Genomic DNA, 17,811 nt, shown 5'->3' with positions numbered 1-17,811 from the left:
GCTATTTGCTGCGTTTGCGGTTGCGTTTCAAAAACTCCCGGGCCAAGGTCAGGTAATTCTCCGAACCCACGGCCCCGGCATCGTAAAGCATGACGGGTTTTCCGTGCGAGGGTGCTTCTCCCAAACGGATATTGCGCTGGATTATTGTGTCGTAGGCCAGCTCGCCGAAGTGCTCCCGGACTTCGGTCACCACCTGATTGTTCAGGCGGTTGCGCATGTACATCGTCAGCAGGAAGCCCTCGATGTCGAGCGCGGGGTTCAGCCCCGACTTGACCTTGCGGATGGTGTTCAGCAGTTTGGAGAGTCCCTCCAGCGCGAGGTATTCGCACTGCACGGGGATCAGCACCGTGTCGGCTGCCGTGAGGATGTTGACCGTGGTGTAACCCAGCGAGGGCGAGCAGTCGATGAACACATAGTCGAACTTCTCGCGCACCGAGTCGACGATGCGTTTCATCACATGGTGGGCGTTCTCCATCTTCGGCAGTTCGGTATCGGCGGCCACCAAGTCGATCGACGAGGGCAGCACCCAGAGGTTCTTCACGTCGGGACTCCGGAGAATCACCTCTTCGGCCTGCTTCTGCCCGGCGATGCACTCGTAAATGCCTTCGAGATTGATGTCGAAACCCAGTCCCGAGGTGGCGTTCGCCTGCGGATCGGCGTCGAGCAGCAACACCTTCTTGCCCAGCAGGGCCAGCGAAGCCGCGAGGTTGATGGCCGTCGTGGTCTTTCCCACGCCGCCTTTCTGATTGGCCAATGCGATTACCTTTGCCATAGATGAATTCGGTTTATAAGCAGGCAAATTTAATGAATTTAAATGGAAATCCATAACCGTACCGGAAAAATGCTTACCTTTGGTGTCGGAACGAATTGATAGTTACACGATACTATGGAAGAAAAAAAACGACGGTTCCGGCGGCGGAGCACGACATGGCCGCGGAGGCGCGGACTCAGACCGGGAACGGGGACTTGAACAACCGCCGCAGATTCCCGACCGTGGGCGACATGCTCGCCCTGCTGGGCATCGCGCTCGGGGCGCAGATCGTCGTGGGAACCGCGGCGATGCTGTTCATGCTTTTCGCCGGACACGGATTCGATTATAAGTCGATGGAGCCCGCCGCTTTGGGCAAACTGATGGCGGCGCTCTATTTCTGTTCGATGGCGATTACCCTCGCCGGCATCCTCTATTATCGTCGCGCGCGCGGCGGCAGCGGCCCGTGGGCCCGGTTTTCGGCCCGGGGGTTCAATCCGGCGCTGCTGCTGTGGGCCTTCGTGCTGATCTTCGCCGTCGGCGTGGTGCTCGAACCCCTCCTGAACCTGCTGCCCGAGCTGTCGCTCAACGTAGGACGCGGCTTCTGGACCATCCTTTCGCTGGTCGTCTTCGCCCCGGTGTTCGAGGAGCTGATCTGCCGCGGCGTGGTGCTGAGTTCGCTGCGCACGCGCTACGGCGTGGTCACGGCGTGGCTCGTGTCGTCGCTCTTTTTCGGAGTGCTCCACGGCCAGCCCGCGCAGGTCATCGGCGCCTCGGTCATCGGACTGATCCTCGGCTTCGTCTATCTGGCGACCGATTCGATGTGGTCGGTGATGATCCTCCACGCCCTGAACAACGCCGTGGCCTATCTGGCGATGGTCACCGGGCACGGCAACGCCCTGCTGATCGAACTGGTGGAGAGCCGCACGCTCTACGTCGTGATCTATATTGCGGCGCTGGCGCTTACGGCCGTCTCGGGTTATATGATGCTGCGCACGCTGCGGCGCATGAAAAATCCGTCCGCGGCGTAATAATCCGGCGGTGATGTGCGTTCTTTACAGGAAATCGGATGAGACCCCGGATTCAAGTCTCTCTTAACAAAGGGAGATTTAGAGGGATTTTAAATCTTGAATCCGGTGTTTTTAACGCCGTAACGGGAGTTCGACGAGTTCTACGGACGTTGTGACTCTTGAAAATAGTATAAGCAAAAATTCGTCGAACTCACGTTAATTTTCTATCTTTGCCTTTCGGAATATGAATTTGCGAGCGAAAATAGCGGTCGCGGCGGGTGTGCTGCTGCTGGCGGGTTGCCGGGAGCTGCCCCGTTATTTTGCGAGCGATACGACCATTGCGCGCGCCGGCGGCAAGGAGCTGAAAATGGGCGATGTGCGCTCGGTGGTCCCGCAGGGGCTCACGGGCGACGACAGCGCAGCTTTCATGCGGGTTTACATCGACCGCTGGGTGGTCAAACAGCTCAAGTTGCAGGAGGCGGGGACGCTCTTCTCCTCCTCGGCGGCCGATATCGACAAGATGGTTGAGGAGTACCGGCAGGCGCTGCTGATCCGCAAGTTGGATCAGCATTACGTCGACCGTTCGATCGACACGGTGTTCACCGCCGACGAGATCGCGGCTTACTACAACGCTCACAAGGCCGACTTCAAACTCGACCGCACGATCGTCAAGGGCCGCATCGTCCGCTTTACCGAGGGGTACCGTCAGGCCGCGAAGCTCAAGACGCTGATGGCCTCCAAATCGGAGACCCAGCAGCAGGACTTCCGCGATATTTGCGAGAAGAACGACTTCACGGTCAGCGATTTCCGCGATCAGTGGGTCGACTTTACGGATTTTTTGAGTTACCTGCCGACGCCACGGTCGCAGTCCTACGATCCGCTGCTGGCCTCGACGGCCGTGCAGGAGATGCGCGACAGCCATTCGCACTACTTCTTCCAGATCGAGGATGTGCGGCGCGAGGGCGAGCCGATCCCGCCCGAACGGCTGCGGGGGACCATTCGCCGCATCCTGTTCAACCAGCGGCAGGGCGAGATCATCCGCCGGCACGAGGAGGAGCTCTGCGCCCGGGCTGCGGAGAACGGCGAAGTGAAGATCTTCGGCGACGAGCGGGCGGAAAATGAAGACAATTAAGAAGACAATTAAAAAGAAAACGATAAACGAAACCGAGATGTTGAAAAAAGGTATATTGGCCGTGGCGCTCGCCCTGCTGTTCGCAGGGGCCCTTGCGCAGAAACGACAGGTGATGCTCGACAAGGTGGTGGCCGTGGTGGGCGGTTCGTCGATCCTCTACTCCGAGGTGGACGAATATGCGCGCCAGCTCACCGAGCAGCGCCGGCAGGAGGGTTATACGTCCGACCGCGACCCGATGAACGAGGCGCTCGAGGCGCTGATGACCCAGAAACTGCTCTACAATCAGGCGCAGATCGACTCCGTGAAGATCAACGACGGCGACATCATGGCCCGCGTCGAGGAGCAGGTGCAGCAGATGATCGACATGGAGGGCTCGATCCCCGCACTGGAGGCCAAGCACCACATGCCGATCTTCAACATCCGCGAGATCATGCGCCAGCGCTACGAGGAGCAGTCCTATGCCAACTCCATGCAGAGCGAGGTGGTGGGCAAGGTCTCGGTGATTCCGGGCGAGGTCGAGCGGTTCTACAAGTCGATTTCGAAGGACAGCCTGCCGACCATCGCCGACCAGTACGTCTATGCGCAGATCACCAAGTTTCCCAAGTCGATGACCGCCGCCAAGCAGCGCACCCGCGAACGCCTGCTGGACATGCGCGAACGCGTCATCACCGGCTCGGCGAAGTTCGAGAACCTCGCCCGCATGTACTCGCAGGACCCGGGTACGATGATGCGCGGCGGTGAGATGGACCCCTCGCCGCTGGCCAGTCTCGATCCGTCGTTCGCCGCGGCGCTCGAGAACATGAAGCCCGGACAGATTTCCGAGGTCGTCGAGTCGCAGTTCGGATTCCACATCATCCAGTTGCTCGACAAGCGCGGCCAGTTGTACCATTTCCGCCACATCCTGCTGCGCCCGGTCTATACGACCGAGGAGTTGGGCGAGTCGCTCAACCTGCTGGACAGCATCGCCAACCTGATCCACAAGGATTCGCTCTCCTTTGAGAAAGCGGCCCTGCAATACTCCGACGACGCGCAGTCGAAGATGAACGGCGGCATCGTTTCGAACCACGACATTCTGGAGCGTTTCAACGCTTTCGACGCCAAGCTGACCGTCACGAAGTTCCTCAAGGAGGATTTCGGCCGCTTCAAGAGCCTCGACGACTACAACGCCCTCAACCGGCTGAAACCCGGGGAGGTGTCGGACGCCTACCTCACGGAGGACATGCTCGGCAACCAGATGGCCAAGATCGTCAAACTCGTGGAGATCATCCCCACGCATACGGCCTCGCTCAACGAGGACTACCTGCGGCTGGAGGAGATGGCCCTGCAGGACAAGCAGGAGCGGGTCTTCCGGGATTGGCTGTCGAAGAAGATCGACGGCATGTACGTCTTCATCGATCCCGAGTTCCGCGACGGGGAGTTCGAGAACAAACACTGGGTGAAATAGGCCGTGCGCAGGCTCGTGTCCATAGCCGCTGTGGCGCTGGCTGCCGCCGGCGTGCTTTCGGCGCGCAGCGGCATGCAGGCCCCTGCGGAGCAGGAGGGCGAGAAGAAGCTCATCGACCTCAAGTCGGATTTGATGGGCCCCATCGCCCCGGGCGATTCGGTGGTCTTTCTGGTGGGCAATTTCGCCGCCCAGCACAACGGCGCCGTCATCACCTGCGACTCGGCCGTCCGCTATTCGGACATGCGCATCGAGTTCTTCGGCAATGTGCTCATCAACAAGAATACGACCTACATTTACGGCGACCGGGCCGAGTACGACGGCAACGTGAACGAAGCGCGGGTCTATTCCGACATCATCAAGGTGGTGGACGGCGATGCGACGCTCTACACCTATAAATTTCTTTTCAACACCAAGAGCAACATCGGTGAGTTCGACAACGGCGGCGTGATGCTGAACCGCGAGAACCTGCTCGAATCGGTCCGCGGCTTCTATTACGCTGACACGAAGGAGCTGATCGCCGTCGACCGCGTGGAGATGCGCAACGACGAGTACGAGCTCAAGGGCGATTCGGTGGTCTACAACATGGCTACGGACAACGCTTTCTTTTTCGAACGCACCAATATCTGGAACAAGGACGGCGACTATCTTTATGCCGACCGGGGCTCGTACGACAAGCTCGATACGCTCTATATCGTCACGCGCAACGGCTATATTCTGACCGAGAAGCAGGAGATGTGGAGCGACAGCCTCGATTTCTACCGCGCCAAGGACCATGTGATTCTGCGGCATGACCTTCAGTTGGACGATACCGAACACAAGGTGCTGGCCTTCGGCGACTACGGCGAATACTGGAAGGAACCGGGCAATGCGATCCTGACGCGGCGGCCGGCCGTGGTGAGCTACGACCTTTCGCAGGGCGATTCGCTCTTCATGCGCGCCGACTCGATGTTCCTCTTCACGATCAATGAAAATGCCCTGCGCCGGGCCGCCGAGGCGGCGAAGGCCGACTCGCTGGCGCTGTTGGCGACTGATACCGACGCCGGACAGCCCGTTCACAGGGGCGATTCCCTGCCGGTCCGCCGGCCTGTGACGGATTCGCTCGGACATACGGAACCCCTCTCCGGGGCTGATTCCGTGGAGCGTTCCCGGATGCTCGATTCACTGGGGCGTCCCGAACTTCCCGACTCGCTGCGGGGCGTCGACTCGCTGGCCGCTCCGGCGATCAATCCCCTCGACACGCTGGTCGGCGACGCCCGGAAGGCCTACCTGAAAGAGCAGGAGCTCAAAGCCAAAGCCGCCCTGAAAGCTGCCGCGGCCAAAGCCAAAAAGGAGAAACTCGAACAGATCGCCGCCAAGCGGCAGGAGAAGGCCACGGCCAAACTGCTGGCCCAGAAGGAGCGCGAGGAGAAGCGTCTTGCAGCCCGCAAACTCAAGGCCGAGTCGAAGCTCCGCGCCCGTCAGGCCCGTGCGGCCCGCAAAGGCAAGGTGATACCGATCGACTCCACGGCGCTGCACGAGATCGACTCGCTGATCGGCCGCAATGCCATGGAGATGGATTCGCTGTTGATGCAGACGGCCGATTCGCTGGCTGCCGACTCGCTGGCGATGCTGATTCCCGCCGATTCGACCGACTCGCTGGCCATGCCCGCCGACTCGATTTACCGTCTGCTGAAAGGCTTCCGCGACGTGCGCATCTACCGTTCGGACTTTCAGGCCGTCTGCGATTCGATGACGGCCATCAGCACCGATTCGACGATTCACATGTACATCGATCCCGTGCTGTGGAACCAGTCCAACCAAATCACCTCCGACGTGATGGATATCTTCACCGAGAACCAGCAGATCACGCGCGCCGAGTTCGTCGGCAGCCCCATGATGGTCTCGGAGTTGGATACGCTCCATTACAATCAGGTGGCGGGCAAGCAGATGACGGCTTATTTCCGCGACAACGCCATCTACCGCAACGACGTCAACGGCAACGCCCAGACGATCTACTACATGCAGGACGGCGAACCGCCCCAGATCACGGGTGTCGGCGTCATCGAGAGCGGCGACTGCTCGTTCTACATCGAGGATAAGCAGGTCATCACGATCGTCTACCGCAAGGACCCCGACTGGAACATCTATCCGATGGACAAGATTCCGCCCGATCAGGAACTTTTCCTCAAGGGATTCAAGTGGGAGGGAGCGCGGCGTCCGACGCAGGCCGACGTTTTCGACCGCAGGATACGTCCGTCGCAGCGCGAGGCCAAGTCGCTGTTGCCCCATCCGGATTTCCCGCTGTTGAAGAACTTGGAGGAGCGGAAGAAAAAGCTGATCGAGGAACGCCGCTGGGCCGACCGCAACGAACTGGTCGATGCCGCCACCGTGGAGTGGATGCGTGCGCTGGGCTTCGAGGTGGGACAACCGCGGGAATCGGGTCCCGGGCTCTGAAAAATCGAATAAAGGTGAAAGGTCGCAAAAACTTTTCACCTTTTTTGTGCTATTTTTGCAGCCGGTTAGTTGTTAATGAATTTCTTCCGATGAAAAAAAGTCTGATCGCGCTGGCATTCGGGACGCTTGCGCTCGGCATGGCGGAGTTCGTGATGATGGGCATCCTGCCCGACATTGCCCGCAGTCTCGGCGTTTCGATCCCCGAGGCGGGACACCTGATCTCCGCCTATGCGCTGGGCGTCTGCTTCGGGGCGCCCCTCACGGTGCTGGTGGCCCGCACGCGGCCGCTCAAGCATATCCTGCTGGCCCTCACGGGCCTGATTATCCTCGGCAACGCCTGCGCGGCGCTTGCCCCGAATTACTGGACCCTGCTGGCCATGCGTTTCGTCTCGGGACTTCCCCACGGCGCCTTTTTCGGCGTGGGGTCGATCGTCGCCGAGCGTGTCGCCGACAAGGGCAAGCGTGCCGAGGCCGTGTCGATCATGGTCGTGGGCATGACCGTCGCCAACCTGTTCGGCGTGCCGCTGGGGACCTACATCAGTGGGGCCGTGACGTGGCGCGCCACGTTCGGCATCGTCGCCGTGTGGGGCGCCGTGGCCATGCTGCTCGTGAAACTGTGGGTTCCGGCCCTGCCCGCGCTGCCCGACACGGGGCTGAAAGGGCAGTTCCGGTTCCTGAAGAGCGCCGCTCCGTGGCTGGTGCTGGTGTCGGTGATGCTCGGCAACGGCGGCATCTTCTGCTGGTACAGCTATGTCAGTCCGCTGATGATTCACACCTCCGGATTCCGGCCCGACGACCTGACGCTCATCATCATGCTCGCCGGCTTCGGTATGTTCGCGGGTAACATAATCGGCGGCCACTTTGCCGACCGCTTCACACCCGAGAAGGTCGTGCGCTTCACGCTCGGCATAGCCTGTCTGGCACTCGTCGGCATCTTCTTCGGGGCGCACGTCCGCTACCTCTCGGTGGCGCTGATGTGCCTCACGACGGCCTGCCTTTTCTGTGTGTCGTCGCCCCAGCAGTTGCTGATTCTCGAAAATTCGCGCGGCGGCGAGATGCTGGGCGCGGCCCTCGTGCAGGTGGCTTTCAATCTGGGCAATGCGCTGGGCGCCTACGTCGGCGGTCTGCCGATCGAACACAAACTCGGCTACGAATACACGGCGCTGCCCGGTGCGGCTTTCGCACTGCTGGGCATGGTGACCGTCATGATCTACATCCGTAAATATCCCCGGCATGGACTGCGATAACAGCGAAGAGATTTTTCCCGTAGTCGATGCCGCCGGAACGGTCGTCGGCAGGGCCACGCGCGGCGAGTGCCACGGCGGGTCGATGCTGCTGCATCCCGTGGTGCATCTCCACGTCTTCAATTCGAGGGGCGAACTCTACCTGCAAAAACGCCCTATGTGGAAGGACATCCAGCCCGGACGGTGGGACACGGCCGTGGGCGGGCATGTGGATTACGGCGAGACGATTGCCGAAGCCCTGCGCCGTGAGGTCCGCGAGGAGCTGGGCATCACGGAGTTCACGCCCGAGGCGGTCGCTGTCTACGAGTTCCGCTCGGAGCGTGAACGCGAACTGGTTCATGTCTACCGTGCGGTCTGCGACGGTCCCATTCGTCCGAGCGACGAACTCGACGGCGGACGTTTCTGGCCTGTGGCGGAGATTCGCGAAAACCTCGGCAAAGGCATCTTCACCCCCAATTTCGAAGGCGAGGTCGGGCTGGTGCTCGGATAGAAGGGCCGCCCGCATAGAGCGAGAGGGTGGAGAAGAGATTCTCCGTCGTTTTAAATCGGACGTCTTACGCCCGCGCCCGTGGCGCGAAAATTGCGTGCAGGCGGGGGTATGCAAACACATCTGAAACGTTGGACCGACTCCCTGCTGGAGTGGCTGGGGGCGACATCGGCCGCCGATGACGGCTGGGACCGCTGGGTGGCCTTCGCGCTGGTCGTGCTGGCCGCCGTGGTCTTCGACCTGCTGTTGCGGTGGGGGATTGTCCGCGGTGTGCGCAAACTCGTGGAGCGTACCCGGGTCAAGTGGGACGACACGCTCTTCAGCGTCCCGGTCCTCAACCGCATGTGCCATATCCTGAGCGCCATCCTGCTGGCGGTGGCGCTGCCGGTCGTCTTCGAGGAGAAATCCGTTGAACGCGTCATCGTGATGCGGCTCATGCAGGTGTATATCGTCGTTGCGGTCTTCCGCTTCGTCAACGCGCTGCTCTACGCCGCCTTCCGCCTCGCCTCGTCGCGTCCCGCGTGGCAGAACAAACCCATCAAGGGCCTGCGGCAGACGGCGCAGGGCATTGCGGCGCTGATCTGCGCCATCCTGATCGTCTCGATTCTTATAGACAAGTCGCCGGCCATCCTGCTGACGGGGCTGGGCGCTTCGGCGGCCGTGCTGATGCTGATCTTCCGCGACAGCATCCTCGGTTTCGTATCGGGCATCCAGCTCTCGGCCAACGACATGCTCAAGGTCGGGGACTGGATTTCGGTCCCGAAATACGGCGCCGACGGAAATGTCGAGGAGGTGTCGCTCACGACGGTCAAAATCCGCAACTGGGACAATACGCTCGTCATGCTGCCGCCCTACCTGCTGACGACCGATTCCTTTACGAACTGGCATGCCATGCAGCTTTCGGGCGGCCGCCGGGTGATGCGCTCGGTGTCGATCGATATGACCAGCGTGCGGTTCTGCACGCCCGAGATGCTGGACCACTACCGCACCATCGACCTTATCAAAGACTATGTCGAAGAGACCGAGCAGCGGATCGAGGCGTACAACGCCGCGCACGGCATCGGGGCCGCCGAACGGCGGGTCAACGGGCTGCACCAGACCAACCTCGGGGTTTTCCGGGCCTATCTGGTGCGCTATCTGCAAAACGAGGTGCCGGTGAACAAGTCGATGACGCTGATGGTGCGCCAGTTGCAGCCCACGGAAACGGGGCTTCCGATGCAGCTCTATTTCTTTACCGATACGGTCGTCTGGGTCGATTACGAGGGGATACAGTCGGATGTTTTCGACCATGTGCTGGCCGTGATCCCGGAATTCGGGCTGCGGGTCTTCCAGAACCCTTCGGGCGAGGATATCGCGTCGCTGCGCGGTCCGGTGCAGGCCGATGTGCCGCCTGCATCGCAAAACACGCCGTCCGCACCGAAGGAGGCTCCGCCGGAGGCTAAAGCACCAGCATCAGCATTACCTGAATGATAATTACGCGCAGGAACATGCAGACGGGGTAGACCGTGGCGTAGGAGACCGAAGGATTGTCGCCCTCGATGGTGTCGTTGGCATAGGTGAGGGCCATGGGGTTGGCCATGCTGCCGCACAGCAGTCCCGATACCGAACCGAAGTCGACCTTCAGCGCCCGGAGGGCGAACAGCCCGACCAACACCACCGGCACGAAAGTCAGCACGAAGCCGATGGCGATCCACAGCGCTCCCTCGGGCCGCATGACGGTCTCGAAGAAGTGCGCTCCGGCGTCGAGCCCGAGGCAGGCGAGGTACATCGAGAGCCCTAAGGCGCGGAGCATCAGGTTGGCGCTCTGCGTGGTGTAGGTAATCATGTGGAGCCGGGGACCGAACGTGCCGATGAGGATGCCGACGATGATCGGACCGCCCGCAAGGCCCAGCTTCACGGGAATCGAGATGCCGGGGATCGCAATGGGGATGCTTCCGAGCGTCAGGCCGAGGATCAGGCCGATGAAGACCGCCACGAGGTTGGGCTCATTGAGGCTTTTCACGGCGTTGCCGAGGATTTTCTCGACGTTGCGGATCGCCTGCGCTTCGCCCACCACCGTCAGACGGTCGCCCATCTGGAGCCGCAGGTCGGGCGTGGCCAACAGTTGCACGCCCGAACGGTAGACGCGGCTGATGTTGATGCCGTAGTTGTTCCGCAGGCGCAGTTGCGAGAGTTTCTTGCCGTTGATCTCGGGGCGCGTCACCAAGATGCGTTGTGAGATCAGTTGGCGGTCCACGGCATTCCAGTCGATATTCTCCTTGTTCCAGTCCTTTTTCTCCTGCTCGCCGAAAATCAGCCGCAGGGCGTCGGCATCGCCGGGGGTGGTGATGACCAGAATCACGTCGCCCGCGTCGAGCGTCATGTCCGACGTGGGGATCGATACCCGTCCGTTGCGCCACAGGCGCGAGATGACGAAGTGGTGGTGGCTGTGTGCCGCGATCTCATGCACGCTCTTGCCGAAGACGGCAGGGTTGGTGAGGTGGTAGCTGGCGATGAAGACGTTTTTGTGGTGCTCGGCGTCGGGACCCGGCATGTCCGCGGGACGCACGAAGAGTTTGCGCAGGAAGACCATGGCCAGTATGACGCCCACGACACCCAGCGGATAGGCCACGGCACAGCTCAGGGCGGCCCCGTTGGCATCCATCCCCATCTGCTGCAGGGCCTGCTGTGCGGCGCCCAGCGCCGGGGTGTTGGTCGTCGCGCCGCAGAGGATGCCCGACATGTCGGACATCGGGACTTCGAAGGCGTAGCTCAGCCCCACGGCCAGCGCCGTGCCGAGCAGTACGACGGCGACGGCGGGCGACATCAGCCGCAGTCCGTCGACGCGCATCGAGCTGAAGAAGCCCGGTCCCACCTGCAGGCCGAGGGCATAGACGAAGATCACCAGTCCGAAACTCTCGGCATAGGTCAGCATCGCCGGATCGAGCGACAGCCCGAAATGCCCGGCCATGATTCCCACGAAGAAGATGAAAGCCGTGCCGAGCGAGATGCCGAAGAAGCGGATCTTACCCAGACCGATACCGATCGTCGAGATGAGCGAAATCACCACGACGGCCTGCAGTGCCGAGTGCTCGACGAGCAATTCTTTAAGCCATTCCATCTTTTTGTCGTTGAAACCGCTGCAAAAGTAGGGCAAATTTTCCGGATTGCCGCTTTTTTGCCGAACGAAAAGTGTTCCGAATACGGCCGGGAGTATCATTCTGTCCTTTCGGATTATGACAATTTGGCCGCGAGTTAGAGCAAAAACGCCCGATTGTTTGCGGCGTAAAATAATTTATTTAACTTTGCATTGCTGGGATAAACACAGATTTCAGTGACGCACGAAGGGCTTTCCTGCCGGAGGAAGTCTGGGATTCACTTCCGGAAGTTGTTCGGATTTTTGTTGGGACTGATGTTCCGGGCAGCATGAGGGCGACCGTTTTAGGTCGCCCCGTTTGTTTGGATATGTTTATCCGAAACCGTCTTTTTCAGAGTTTCAGCGGCTTCCCGCGGTAGAAATCGAGTATCTTCGAACGGAACACGAATTCGTATTTGGCCTGTACGGCGTCGGATTCGGCCTTCTCCATGCGGGTCTTGGCGTCGTTGAAGTCGAACACCGTCGAGCGGCCCGCCTCGGCTTTCTGCTCCTCGTAGGCGAAGGCCACCCGGGCCGATGCCGATGCGGCTTCGGCCGACCGGTATTTGGCGTAGGAGGCGTCGGCGTTGTACCACGCCTGCTCGATCAGCTTGCGCAGTTCGCGCTCGGCTTCGGTGACGGCCAACTGCTGGCTGCGCACGGCGATTTGCGCCGTGCGGATGTTGTTGCGCGTGGCCCGGCGGTTGAAGATCGGGACGTTGAGCGAGACGCCGACGTATTCGCGGCTGTTGTGGCGCATCTGGGCCCAGAACTTGTCCTGATCGGCGCTGTAAACTCCCGTGCCGTAGCCGCCCGAGAGCGACAGCGAGGGGTAGAGGGCCGAACGGGCGACGGCCACCGAATGCTCCGAACTCTCCAGTCGCAGTTGCTCGGCGCGGATGTGCGGCCGGTTCTCTGCGGCATAGGCGTAGACCTCGTCGGCCGAGCCGAGGCTGTGGAGCGCGGCGAGGCCCACGCTGTCGAGTGCCGGATCGACGATGTCGAACCCGGCGGCGCTCTCGCGGTTGAGGGCTTGGCTCAGGTTGAGCAGCGCCAGTTGCAGGTCGTTGCGGGCCTGCGTGAGAGTCATGCGGTTGCCGGCCACGAGGGCGTCGCTCTCGTAGACGGCCGATTCGGGCTGCTTGCCCGCGGCGGCCAGCTCCCGGCTCCGCACGGCCTGCTGGGTGCTCAGCGCCAACTGGCGTTCGGCCACGCCGACCATCTCCTTGTTGTAGAGCACCTCCAGATAGAGCGTCATGACGTTGATCGCCACATCCTCGCGGGCCCGTTCCAGATCCTGCACGGCGGCCGCGAGGTCGAGTTTCCCGGCCTTGACCTGATGGTTGATGCGCATGCCTTGGAACAGCGGCATGGAGGCCGAGACGTTGAGCGATCCCGAGGTCTGGTTCTTCGTCTGGTAGGTGTTGTCGCTCGACAGTCCGCGGCCGAACGAGGCGTCGGCGCCGATCGAAGCGTTCAGGTCGGGCAGGCGGCTGTATCTGGCCGTCGAGAGCTCCAAGTCGTTCTTCTCGACCTGCAGCGAACGCCGCTGAACATCGAGATTGTTGCGCTGGGCAAAGCCGATGCAGTCGTCGAGCGACCAAGGGATGCCCGGTGCGGGCGACTGGCCGGAACCCTCCGGAGCCGCACCCTGCGCACAGGCCGCCGTAGCGGCGAACAGGGCCGCGAGTAAGATGCCGGTTTTCATCATGCGGTATTTTTGCGGTTACTTTTTCTTTTTGTCTTCCTTGACGCCGCGGATTTTGTCCCCGGCGGTCACGCCCTCCTTGATCTCGATGTTTATGCCGTCCGAGAGCCCGATTTGCACCTCGCGCTTGTCGAAGGTCTGCTCCTCGGCCCCGTCGGCGCTGGTCAGCACATAGACATAGCTCTTGCTGTCCTCGAACTCCACGGTGCTCTCCGGGAGGGTCAGCACCCCTTCGCGGCTCTCGATCATCACGCTGGCGTTGGCGCTGTAACCCGCCCGCACGAAGACTTTGGCGGGTACCGTCACTGCGGCTTTGACCTCGAAGAGCACCACGCCGTTGTCCTCGGTGGCCTTCGGCGAGACGTACTCCAGCAGGGCGTCCAGCTCGACGTTCTGCAGCGCCCCGATGGTGAGTTTCACGGGCATGCCCTCGTTGAGTTTGCCCACGTCGGTCTCGTCGACATTGCCCCGGAAGAGCATGTTCGACATGTCGGCCACCGTGGCGATCGTTGTGCCGTCGTTGAACGTGTTGGCTTGGATCACCGAGTTGCCGACCTTGATCGGCACGTCGAGGATCATGCCGTCGATCGTTGAGCGTATCTGCGTGTTGCTCAGCTCCTTGAAACGACTCGAAATACCGTTCTTCACGATCTCGAGGTTCTCTTTGGCGTTCTGAAGCTCCTCTTCGGCCTTTGCGAGCGACGTGCGGCTCTGCTCGGCCTCCTCGTTCGAGACGACGCCCTTTGCGTGCAGGGCCATCGTGCGGTCGTGCTCGCGGCGGGTCTGCGCCAGCGAGATGTCGGCCACCGACACGCGCGATTCGGCGCTCGAGAGCTGGCCCATTTCGGGAACGACCTTCACCGTGGCGATCACCTCGCCTTTGCGCACCGACTGTCCGGCCTCCTTGTAAACGTCGGAGATGATGCCCGAAATCTGGGGTTTTATCATCACTTCGTCGCGCGGTTCGACCTTGCCCGTGGCCACCACAAACTGTTTGAGCGTGTCCAGCTTGGGCTGCACGATCGTGTAGACGACCTTCGCCGGACGGGTTTTCTGCCACAGGAACCAGAAGGTTCCCAGTAAAAGCGCTGCGAAGAGCACTCCGGCAAAAATCTTCAGAAACTTTTTCATAGGGCTGTGTATTGATATTTGTTTTTATTCTTCGCGTATGGCGTCTACGGCCTTGATCTTCAGGGCGCGGGTCGCGGGGATGACGCCCGCCAGCAGGCTCCCCGCCACGAGGATCACGAGGGCGAGGATTCCCGTACCGAACGAGATCATCCACGATATTTCGAATCCGCCCTGCGCCACGGTGACGGCTTGGTAGTAGACCGAGTCGACCACCGAGAGCAGGCCTACGGCCGCCGTGAGCCCCAGCACCCCCGCGATGAACGTGAGTACGAAACTCTCGGAGAGTATCTGCCCGATGATGGCCCGGGGCGGGGCGCCCAGCGCGCGGCGGATACCGATCTCCTGCGTGCGCTCCTTCACGAGCACCAGCATGATGTTGCTCACGCCGACGATGCCGGCCAGCAGCGTTCCGAGGCCCACGATCCACGTCAGCAGCGCGATGCCGTTGAACAGTCCCATCACCTTTTCGAAAATCTCGGCCGTGGCCATCGACCAGACGGCCTTTTCGTCGTCCGGCGAGATAATGTGGCGGGCGAAGACCGCTTCGCGGCACGCTTTGTCGACCTCCTTGCTCGGGGTGTCGTCGCGGCCCGCCACGGCGAGCATGTGAATCTGATTTCCGCGCCCGAACATCTGCTGCGCGAGCGATACGGGCACCACGATCGTGCGTTCGACGTCGCTGAACGACATGGCGGTGCTTTGCTTGCGCAGGACGCCGACTACGCGGAAATAGGTGTTGCTCAGCTTGATGATCTTGCCCGTGGGATCCTCCCCGCCGGGGAAAAGGTCCTTGTAGACTTGGGTGCCGATGACGCAGGACTTGCGTTTCTGCACCATGTCGACCTCGTTGATGAAGCGTCCGTAGAGTATCTTCTGGGGGTTGATCTTCTGGTAGTCGGGCGTGTAGCCCATCATCGTATAGTCGCCTTTATGCTCGCGGCGGCTGCAATGGAGTTCGCCGCCCCAATAGACCGCCGAGGCGTATTGCACCTGTGAAAGCCGTTTCACTGTCTCCACATCCTCGTTGTTCATCCACCACCAGCGGTTCTTGGGCATGCCCTTGTAGGGGATGCCGGTCTGCTGGGGCTGCATGAGCAGCGTGTTGGTCGACATGTCGCCCAACTGCGCCCGGAACAGACGTCCCAGACCCATCCCTGCGCCCAGCATCACCGTCAGCATGAAGATGCCCCAGAAGACCCCCAGCGCGGTCATGATACTGCGCTTGCGGTTCCGGGCGATGGTCTGCCAGATTTCGTTCCAGCGGTCTGTGTCGAAGAAGGACATGGCTTTATTTGTTGTAACGCAGGGCGTCGATCGTTTTCAGTTGTGCCGCACGGTAGGCGGGGATGTACCCGGCGATGAGTCCCGCGACGACCAGCACCACCGTGGCGCTCACGGCCACGCCCAGGTCGAGCGTCGGGTCGAGGAACACCGAATTCATGCCGCCTTCGGCCTGTTGGGAGGGCATTTGGTTGAGCAGGTAGTTGACCGTCTCCATCACGGCCACGCCCAGCACCATTCCCAGATAGCCGAACGCCGCGGTGATGAGCACCGATTCGGTGAGGATCAGGCGGATGATCGACGAGGGCTTGGCCCCGAGGGCTTTGCGGATGCCGAATTCGGCCGTGCGCTCGGTGACGGTCACCAGCATGATGTTGCTCACGCCGACGATGCCCGCCAGCAGCGTCCCGAGGCCGATGATCCAGACGAAGAGGTTGATGCCCCCGAAGACGACCATCATGTTCTTGTACATCTCCATCGTATTGTTGATCCAGATGGCGCTCCGGTCGTCCGGGGCGAAGTGGTGTTCGGCGGCGAGGCGGCTGATGAGGCGTTTCTCGAAATCCTCCATCTGCTCGTCTGTGTCGATGCCCCGTACCGTGATGATTGCGTTGTTGACGATAGGGTCGTTTCCCTTATACATGAGCTGTCCGGTCGTGAGCGGGATATGGCACGAGGAGTTGTTGCGCTGGGCGTCGCCCTTCTCGATGCCGATCACCGTGAAGACGAGAGCCCCGACCTTGATCTGCTTGCCCACCGGGTCGGCGCCCTTGAAGAGGATGCGGCGCATGGGTTCGTCGATGACGATGACCTTGCGGTAGTTCTTCACATCGGCTTCGTTGATGAAGCGTCCGGCCGAGAGTTTGATGCCCTCGATTTGCTGCACCTTCGGGAGCGATCCATGCAGCCATACTTGGGTGAATTCCCGGCCGTAGGTGGCCTTGTGTCCCGAGAACCACGAGTTTGCGGCGACCTCCTCGACTTCGGGAAACTCCCGCCGGAGGATTTCCAAGTCGCTGTTGCGCATGCGGATGCGGCGGCCCTTTTCGTAACCCATCCACGGCTTGGAGGTCTGGCCGCCGCCGAGGTCGATGGAGTTGGTGGCGTAGTCGTCGAAGTTGGCCAGCACGCCGTTCTTCAGTCCGTTGCCCGAGCCCAGCAGGATCACGAGCATGAAAATGCCCCACGCGACCGAGAATCCCGTGAGAAACGTGCGCAGCTTGTTGCGCCGCACCGAGGTCCAGATCTCCAGCAGCAGCTCCCTCATCGTTTTCCGAGGCCCGTTTGGTTGATGCTGCTGATGACGCCGTCGCGGAGGCGGATGATCTTGTCGGTCTGGTCGGCGATCGACTGCTCGTGGGTGACGCAGATGATGGTCATGCCCATGTCGGTGTTGACCCGCCGCAGGAGGTTCATCACCTCCTGCGAAGTGACGCTGTCCAGCGCGCCCGTGGGCTCGTCGGCGAGGATGATCTCAGGCTGGTTGATCAACGCCCGGGCGATCGCCACGCGCTGTTTCTGGCCGCCCGACATCTCGTTGGGCATGTGCGTGGCCCAGTCCCGCAGGCCCAGCATGTCGAGGTATTCCAGCGCCTGCGCGTTGCGTCTGCGGCGCGGGACGCCTTGGTAGTAGAGCGGCAGGGCGACGTTCTCGACGGCGTTTTTGTAGTTGATGAGGTTGAACGACTGGAAGATGTAGCCGATCATCCTGTTGCGCGCGGCGGCGGCCTGCGTCTCGTTGAGGCCCTTGATCAGGCGTCCCGCGAGGTAGTAGCTGCCGCTGTCGTAGTCGTCGAGGATGCCGAGGATGTTCAGCAGGGTCGATTTGCCCGAACCCGACGCCCCCATGATCGACACCAGTTCGCCTTTGCCGACCTCGAGGTCGATGCCCTTCAGCACATGAAGCGGCGAGCCGTTGTTATAGGTTTTGTTGATATTTTCCAGCTTGATCATAATCCGTCCGCAGTCGGGTGAGGGTTATCGGGTAACGGTTTGTTACGCACTTGACGGCAAAGGTAATAAAGAAATCGTGAAAAACAATTTATTTTTATCGAAAATCAATAAAATGTTACCCCCCC

The 17,811-nt window shown here is 61.0% G+C and carries 14 protein-coding genes; 7 read left to right on the top strand and 7 right to left on the bottom strand.

The window, feature by feature from the left end:
- Position 1: 1 nt before the first annotated feature.
- Positions 2-772: a ParA family protein gene (locus BN5935_RS01540; protein ID WP_064974534.1), complete on the bottom strand. Its 771-nt coding sequence runs from the start codon at positions 770-772 to the stop codon at positions 2-4.
- Positions 773-966: 194 nt separating this feature from the next.
- Here BN5935_RS01540 and BN5935_RS01535 point away from each other — a divergent pair, with 194 nt between their 5' ends.
- The 7 genes from BN5935_RS01535 (at position 967) to BN5935_RS01505 (ending at position 9,968) form a co-directional block, all read left to right on the top strand.
- Positions 967-1,779 carry a CPBP family intramembrane glutamic endopeptidase gene (locus BN5935_RS01535; protein WP_235820973.1) on the top strand — a complete coding sequence of 271 codons (813 nt, stop codon included), beginning with the start codon at positions 967-969 and terminating at the stop codon, positions 1,777-1,779.
- A gap of 223 nt (positions 1,780-2,002) precedes the next feature.
- Entirely contained in the window at positions 2,003-2,890 is an 888-nt protein-coding gene (locus BN5935_RS01530) for a hypothetical protein (RefSeq protein WP_064974533.1), read from the top strand.
- Between the two features lie 37 nt (positions 2,891-2,927).
- Complete coding sequence (locus BN5935_RS01525) at positions 2,928-4,334, top strand: peptidylprolyl isomerase (RefSeq protein ID WP_064974532.1); 1,407 nt, start codon at positions 2,928-2,930, stop codon at positions 4,332-4,334.
- Positions 4,335-4,337: 3 nt separating this feature from the next.
- Entirely contained in the window at positions 4,338-6,767 is a 2,430-nt protein-coding gene (locus BN5935_RS01520; RefSeq protein ID WP_064974531.1) for an OstA-like protein, read from the top strand.
- Between the two features lie 89 nt (positions 6,768-6,856).
- A complete protein-coding gene (araJ, locus tag BN5935_RS01515; RefSeq protein WP_064974530.1) occupies positions 6,857-8,014 on the top strand; it encodes an MFS transporter AraJ in 1,158 nt (385 codons plus the stop codon).
- Positions 8,001-8,501: an NUDIX hydrolase gene (locus tag BN5935_RS01510; RefSeq protein ID WP_064974529.1), complete on the top strand. Its 501-nt coding sequence runs from the start codon at positions 8,001-8,003 to the stop codon at positions 8,499-8,501. Before araJ ends, BN5935_RS01510 begins: the two co-directional genes overlap by 14 nt.
- 108 nt (positions 8,502-8,609) lie before the next feature.
- Positions 8,610-9,968, top strand: a complete 1,359-nt coding sequence (locus tag BN5935_RS01505) for a mechanosensitive ion channel family protein (protein WP_064974528.1) — start codon at positions 8,610-8,612, stop codon at positions 9,966-9,968.
- On the opposite strand, the gene BN5935_RS01500 is transcribed toward BN5935_RS01505, so the two are convergent.
- The 6 genes from BN5935_RS01500 to BN5935_RS01475 all read right to left on the bottom strand — a co-directional run bounded on the left by BN5935_RS01500 (position 9,937) and on the right by BN5935_RS01475 (position 17,686).
- Positions 9,937-11,598, bottom strand: a complete 1,662-nt coding sequence (locus BN5935_RS01500) for a putative transporter (RefSeq protein ID WP_064976792.1) — start codon at positions 11,596-11,598, stop codon at positions 9,937-9,939. The two genes, BN5935_RS01505 and BN5935_RS01500, sit on opposite strands and share 32 nt — an antisense overlap.
- A 367-nt stretch (positions 11,599-11,965) precedes the next feature.
- Positions 11,966-13,324, bottom strand: coding sequence for a TolC family protein (locus BN5935_RS01495; RefSeq protein ID WP_064974527.1), 1,359 nt, complete (start codon positions 13,322-13,324; stop codon positions 11,966-11,968).
- Between the two features lie 15 nt (positions 13,325-13,339).
- The gene (locus BN5935_RS01490; protein WP_064974526.1) at positions 13,340-14,452 is read right to left on the bottom strand and encodes an efflux RND transporter periplasmic adaptor subunit; all 1,113 of its coding nucleotides are present in this window, start codon (positions 14,450-14,452) and stop codon (positions 13,340-13,342) included.
- A gap of 24 nt (positions 14,453-14,476) precedes the next feature.
- A complete protein-coding gene (locus BN5935_RS01485; protein WP_064974525.1) occupies positions 14,477-15,736 on the bottom strand; it encodes an ABC transporter permease in 1,260 nt (419 codons plus the stop codon).
- A 4-nt stretch (positions 15,737-15,740) separates the two neighbouring features.
- The gene (locus BN5935_RS01480) at positions 15,741-17,000 is read right to left on the bottom strand and encodes an ABC transporter permease (RefSeq protein ID WP_064974524.1); all 1,260 of its coding nucleotides are present in this window, start codon (positions 16,998-17,000) and stop codon (positions 15,741-15,743) included.
- Positions 16,997-17,686: an ABC transporter ATP-binding protein gene (locus BN5935_RS01475; RefSeq protein WP_064974523.1), complete on the bottom strand. Its 690-nt coding sequence runs from the start codon at positions 17,684-17,686 to the stop codon at positions 16,997-16,999. The genes BN5935_RS01480 and BN5935_RS01475 overlap by 4 nt, the downstream gene beginning before the upstream one ends.
- Positions 17,687-17,811: the final 125 nt, after the last annotated feature.

It is taken from the genome of Alistipes provencensis (assembly GCF_900083545.1).
Classification (GTDB): Bacteria; Bacteroidota; Bacteroidia; order Bacteroidales; family Rikenellaceae; genus Alistipes; species Alistipes provencensis.
The sequence above is the reverse complement of the archived record's forward strand: the minus strand, read 5'-3'. Positions and strand labels throughout refer to the sequence as shown.

Bases quoted from the DNA above. Each gene is read 5' to 3' on its own strand.
- BN5935_RS01540 (WP_064974534.1), bottom strand. From the start codon at position 772: ATGGCAAAGGTAATCGCATTGGCCAATCAGAAAGGCGGCGTGGGAAAG.
- BN5935_RS01530 (WP_064974533.1), top strand. From the start codon at position 2,003: ATGAATTTGCGAGCGAAAATAGCGGTCGCGGCGGGTGTGCTGCTGCTG.
- BN5935_RS01525 (WP_064974532.1), top strand. From the start codon at position 2,928: ATGTTGAAAAAAGGTATATTGGCCGTGGCGCTCGCCCTGCTGTTCGCA.
- araJ (WP_064974530.1), top strand. From the start codon at position 6,857: ATGAAAAAAAGTCTGATCGCGCTGGCATTCGGGACGCTTGCGCTCGGC.
- BN5935_RS01510 (WP_064974529.1), top strand. From the start codon at position 8,001: ATGGACTGCGATAACAGCGAAGAGATTTTTCCCGTAGTCGATGCCGCC.
- BN5935_RS01505 (WP_064974528.1), top strand. From the start codon at position 8,610: ATGCAAACACATCTGAAACGTTGGACCGACTCCCTGCTGGAGTGGCTG.
- BN5935_RS01500 (WP_064976792.1), bottom strand. From the start codon at position 11,598: ATGGAATGGCTTAAAGAATTGCTCGTCGAGCACTCGGCACTGCAGGCC.
- BN5935_RS01495 (WP_064974527.1), bottom strand. From the start codon at position 13,324: ATGATGAAAACCGGCATCTTACTCGCGGCCCTGTTCGCCGCTACGGCG.
- BN5935_RS01490 (WP_064974526.1), bottom strand. From the start codon at position 14,452: ATGAAAAAGTTTCTGAAGATTTTTGCCGGAGTGCTCTTCGCAGCGCTT.
- BN5935_RS01485 (WP_064974525.1), bottom strand. From the start codon at position 15,736: ATGTCCTTCTTCGACACAGACCGCTGGAACGAAATCTGGCAGACCATC.
- BN5935_RS01480 (WP_064974524.1), bottom strand. From the start codon at position 17,000: ATGAGGGAGCTGCTGCTGGAGATCTGGACCTCGGTGCGGCGCAACAAG.
- BN5935_RS01475 (WP_064974523.1), bottom strand. From the start codon at position 17,686: ATGATCAAGCTGGAAAATATCAACAAAACCTATAACAACGGCTCGCCG.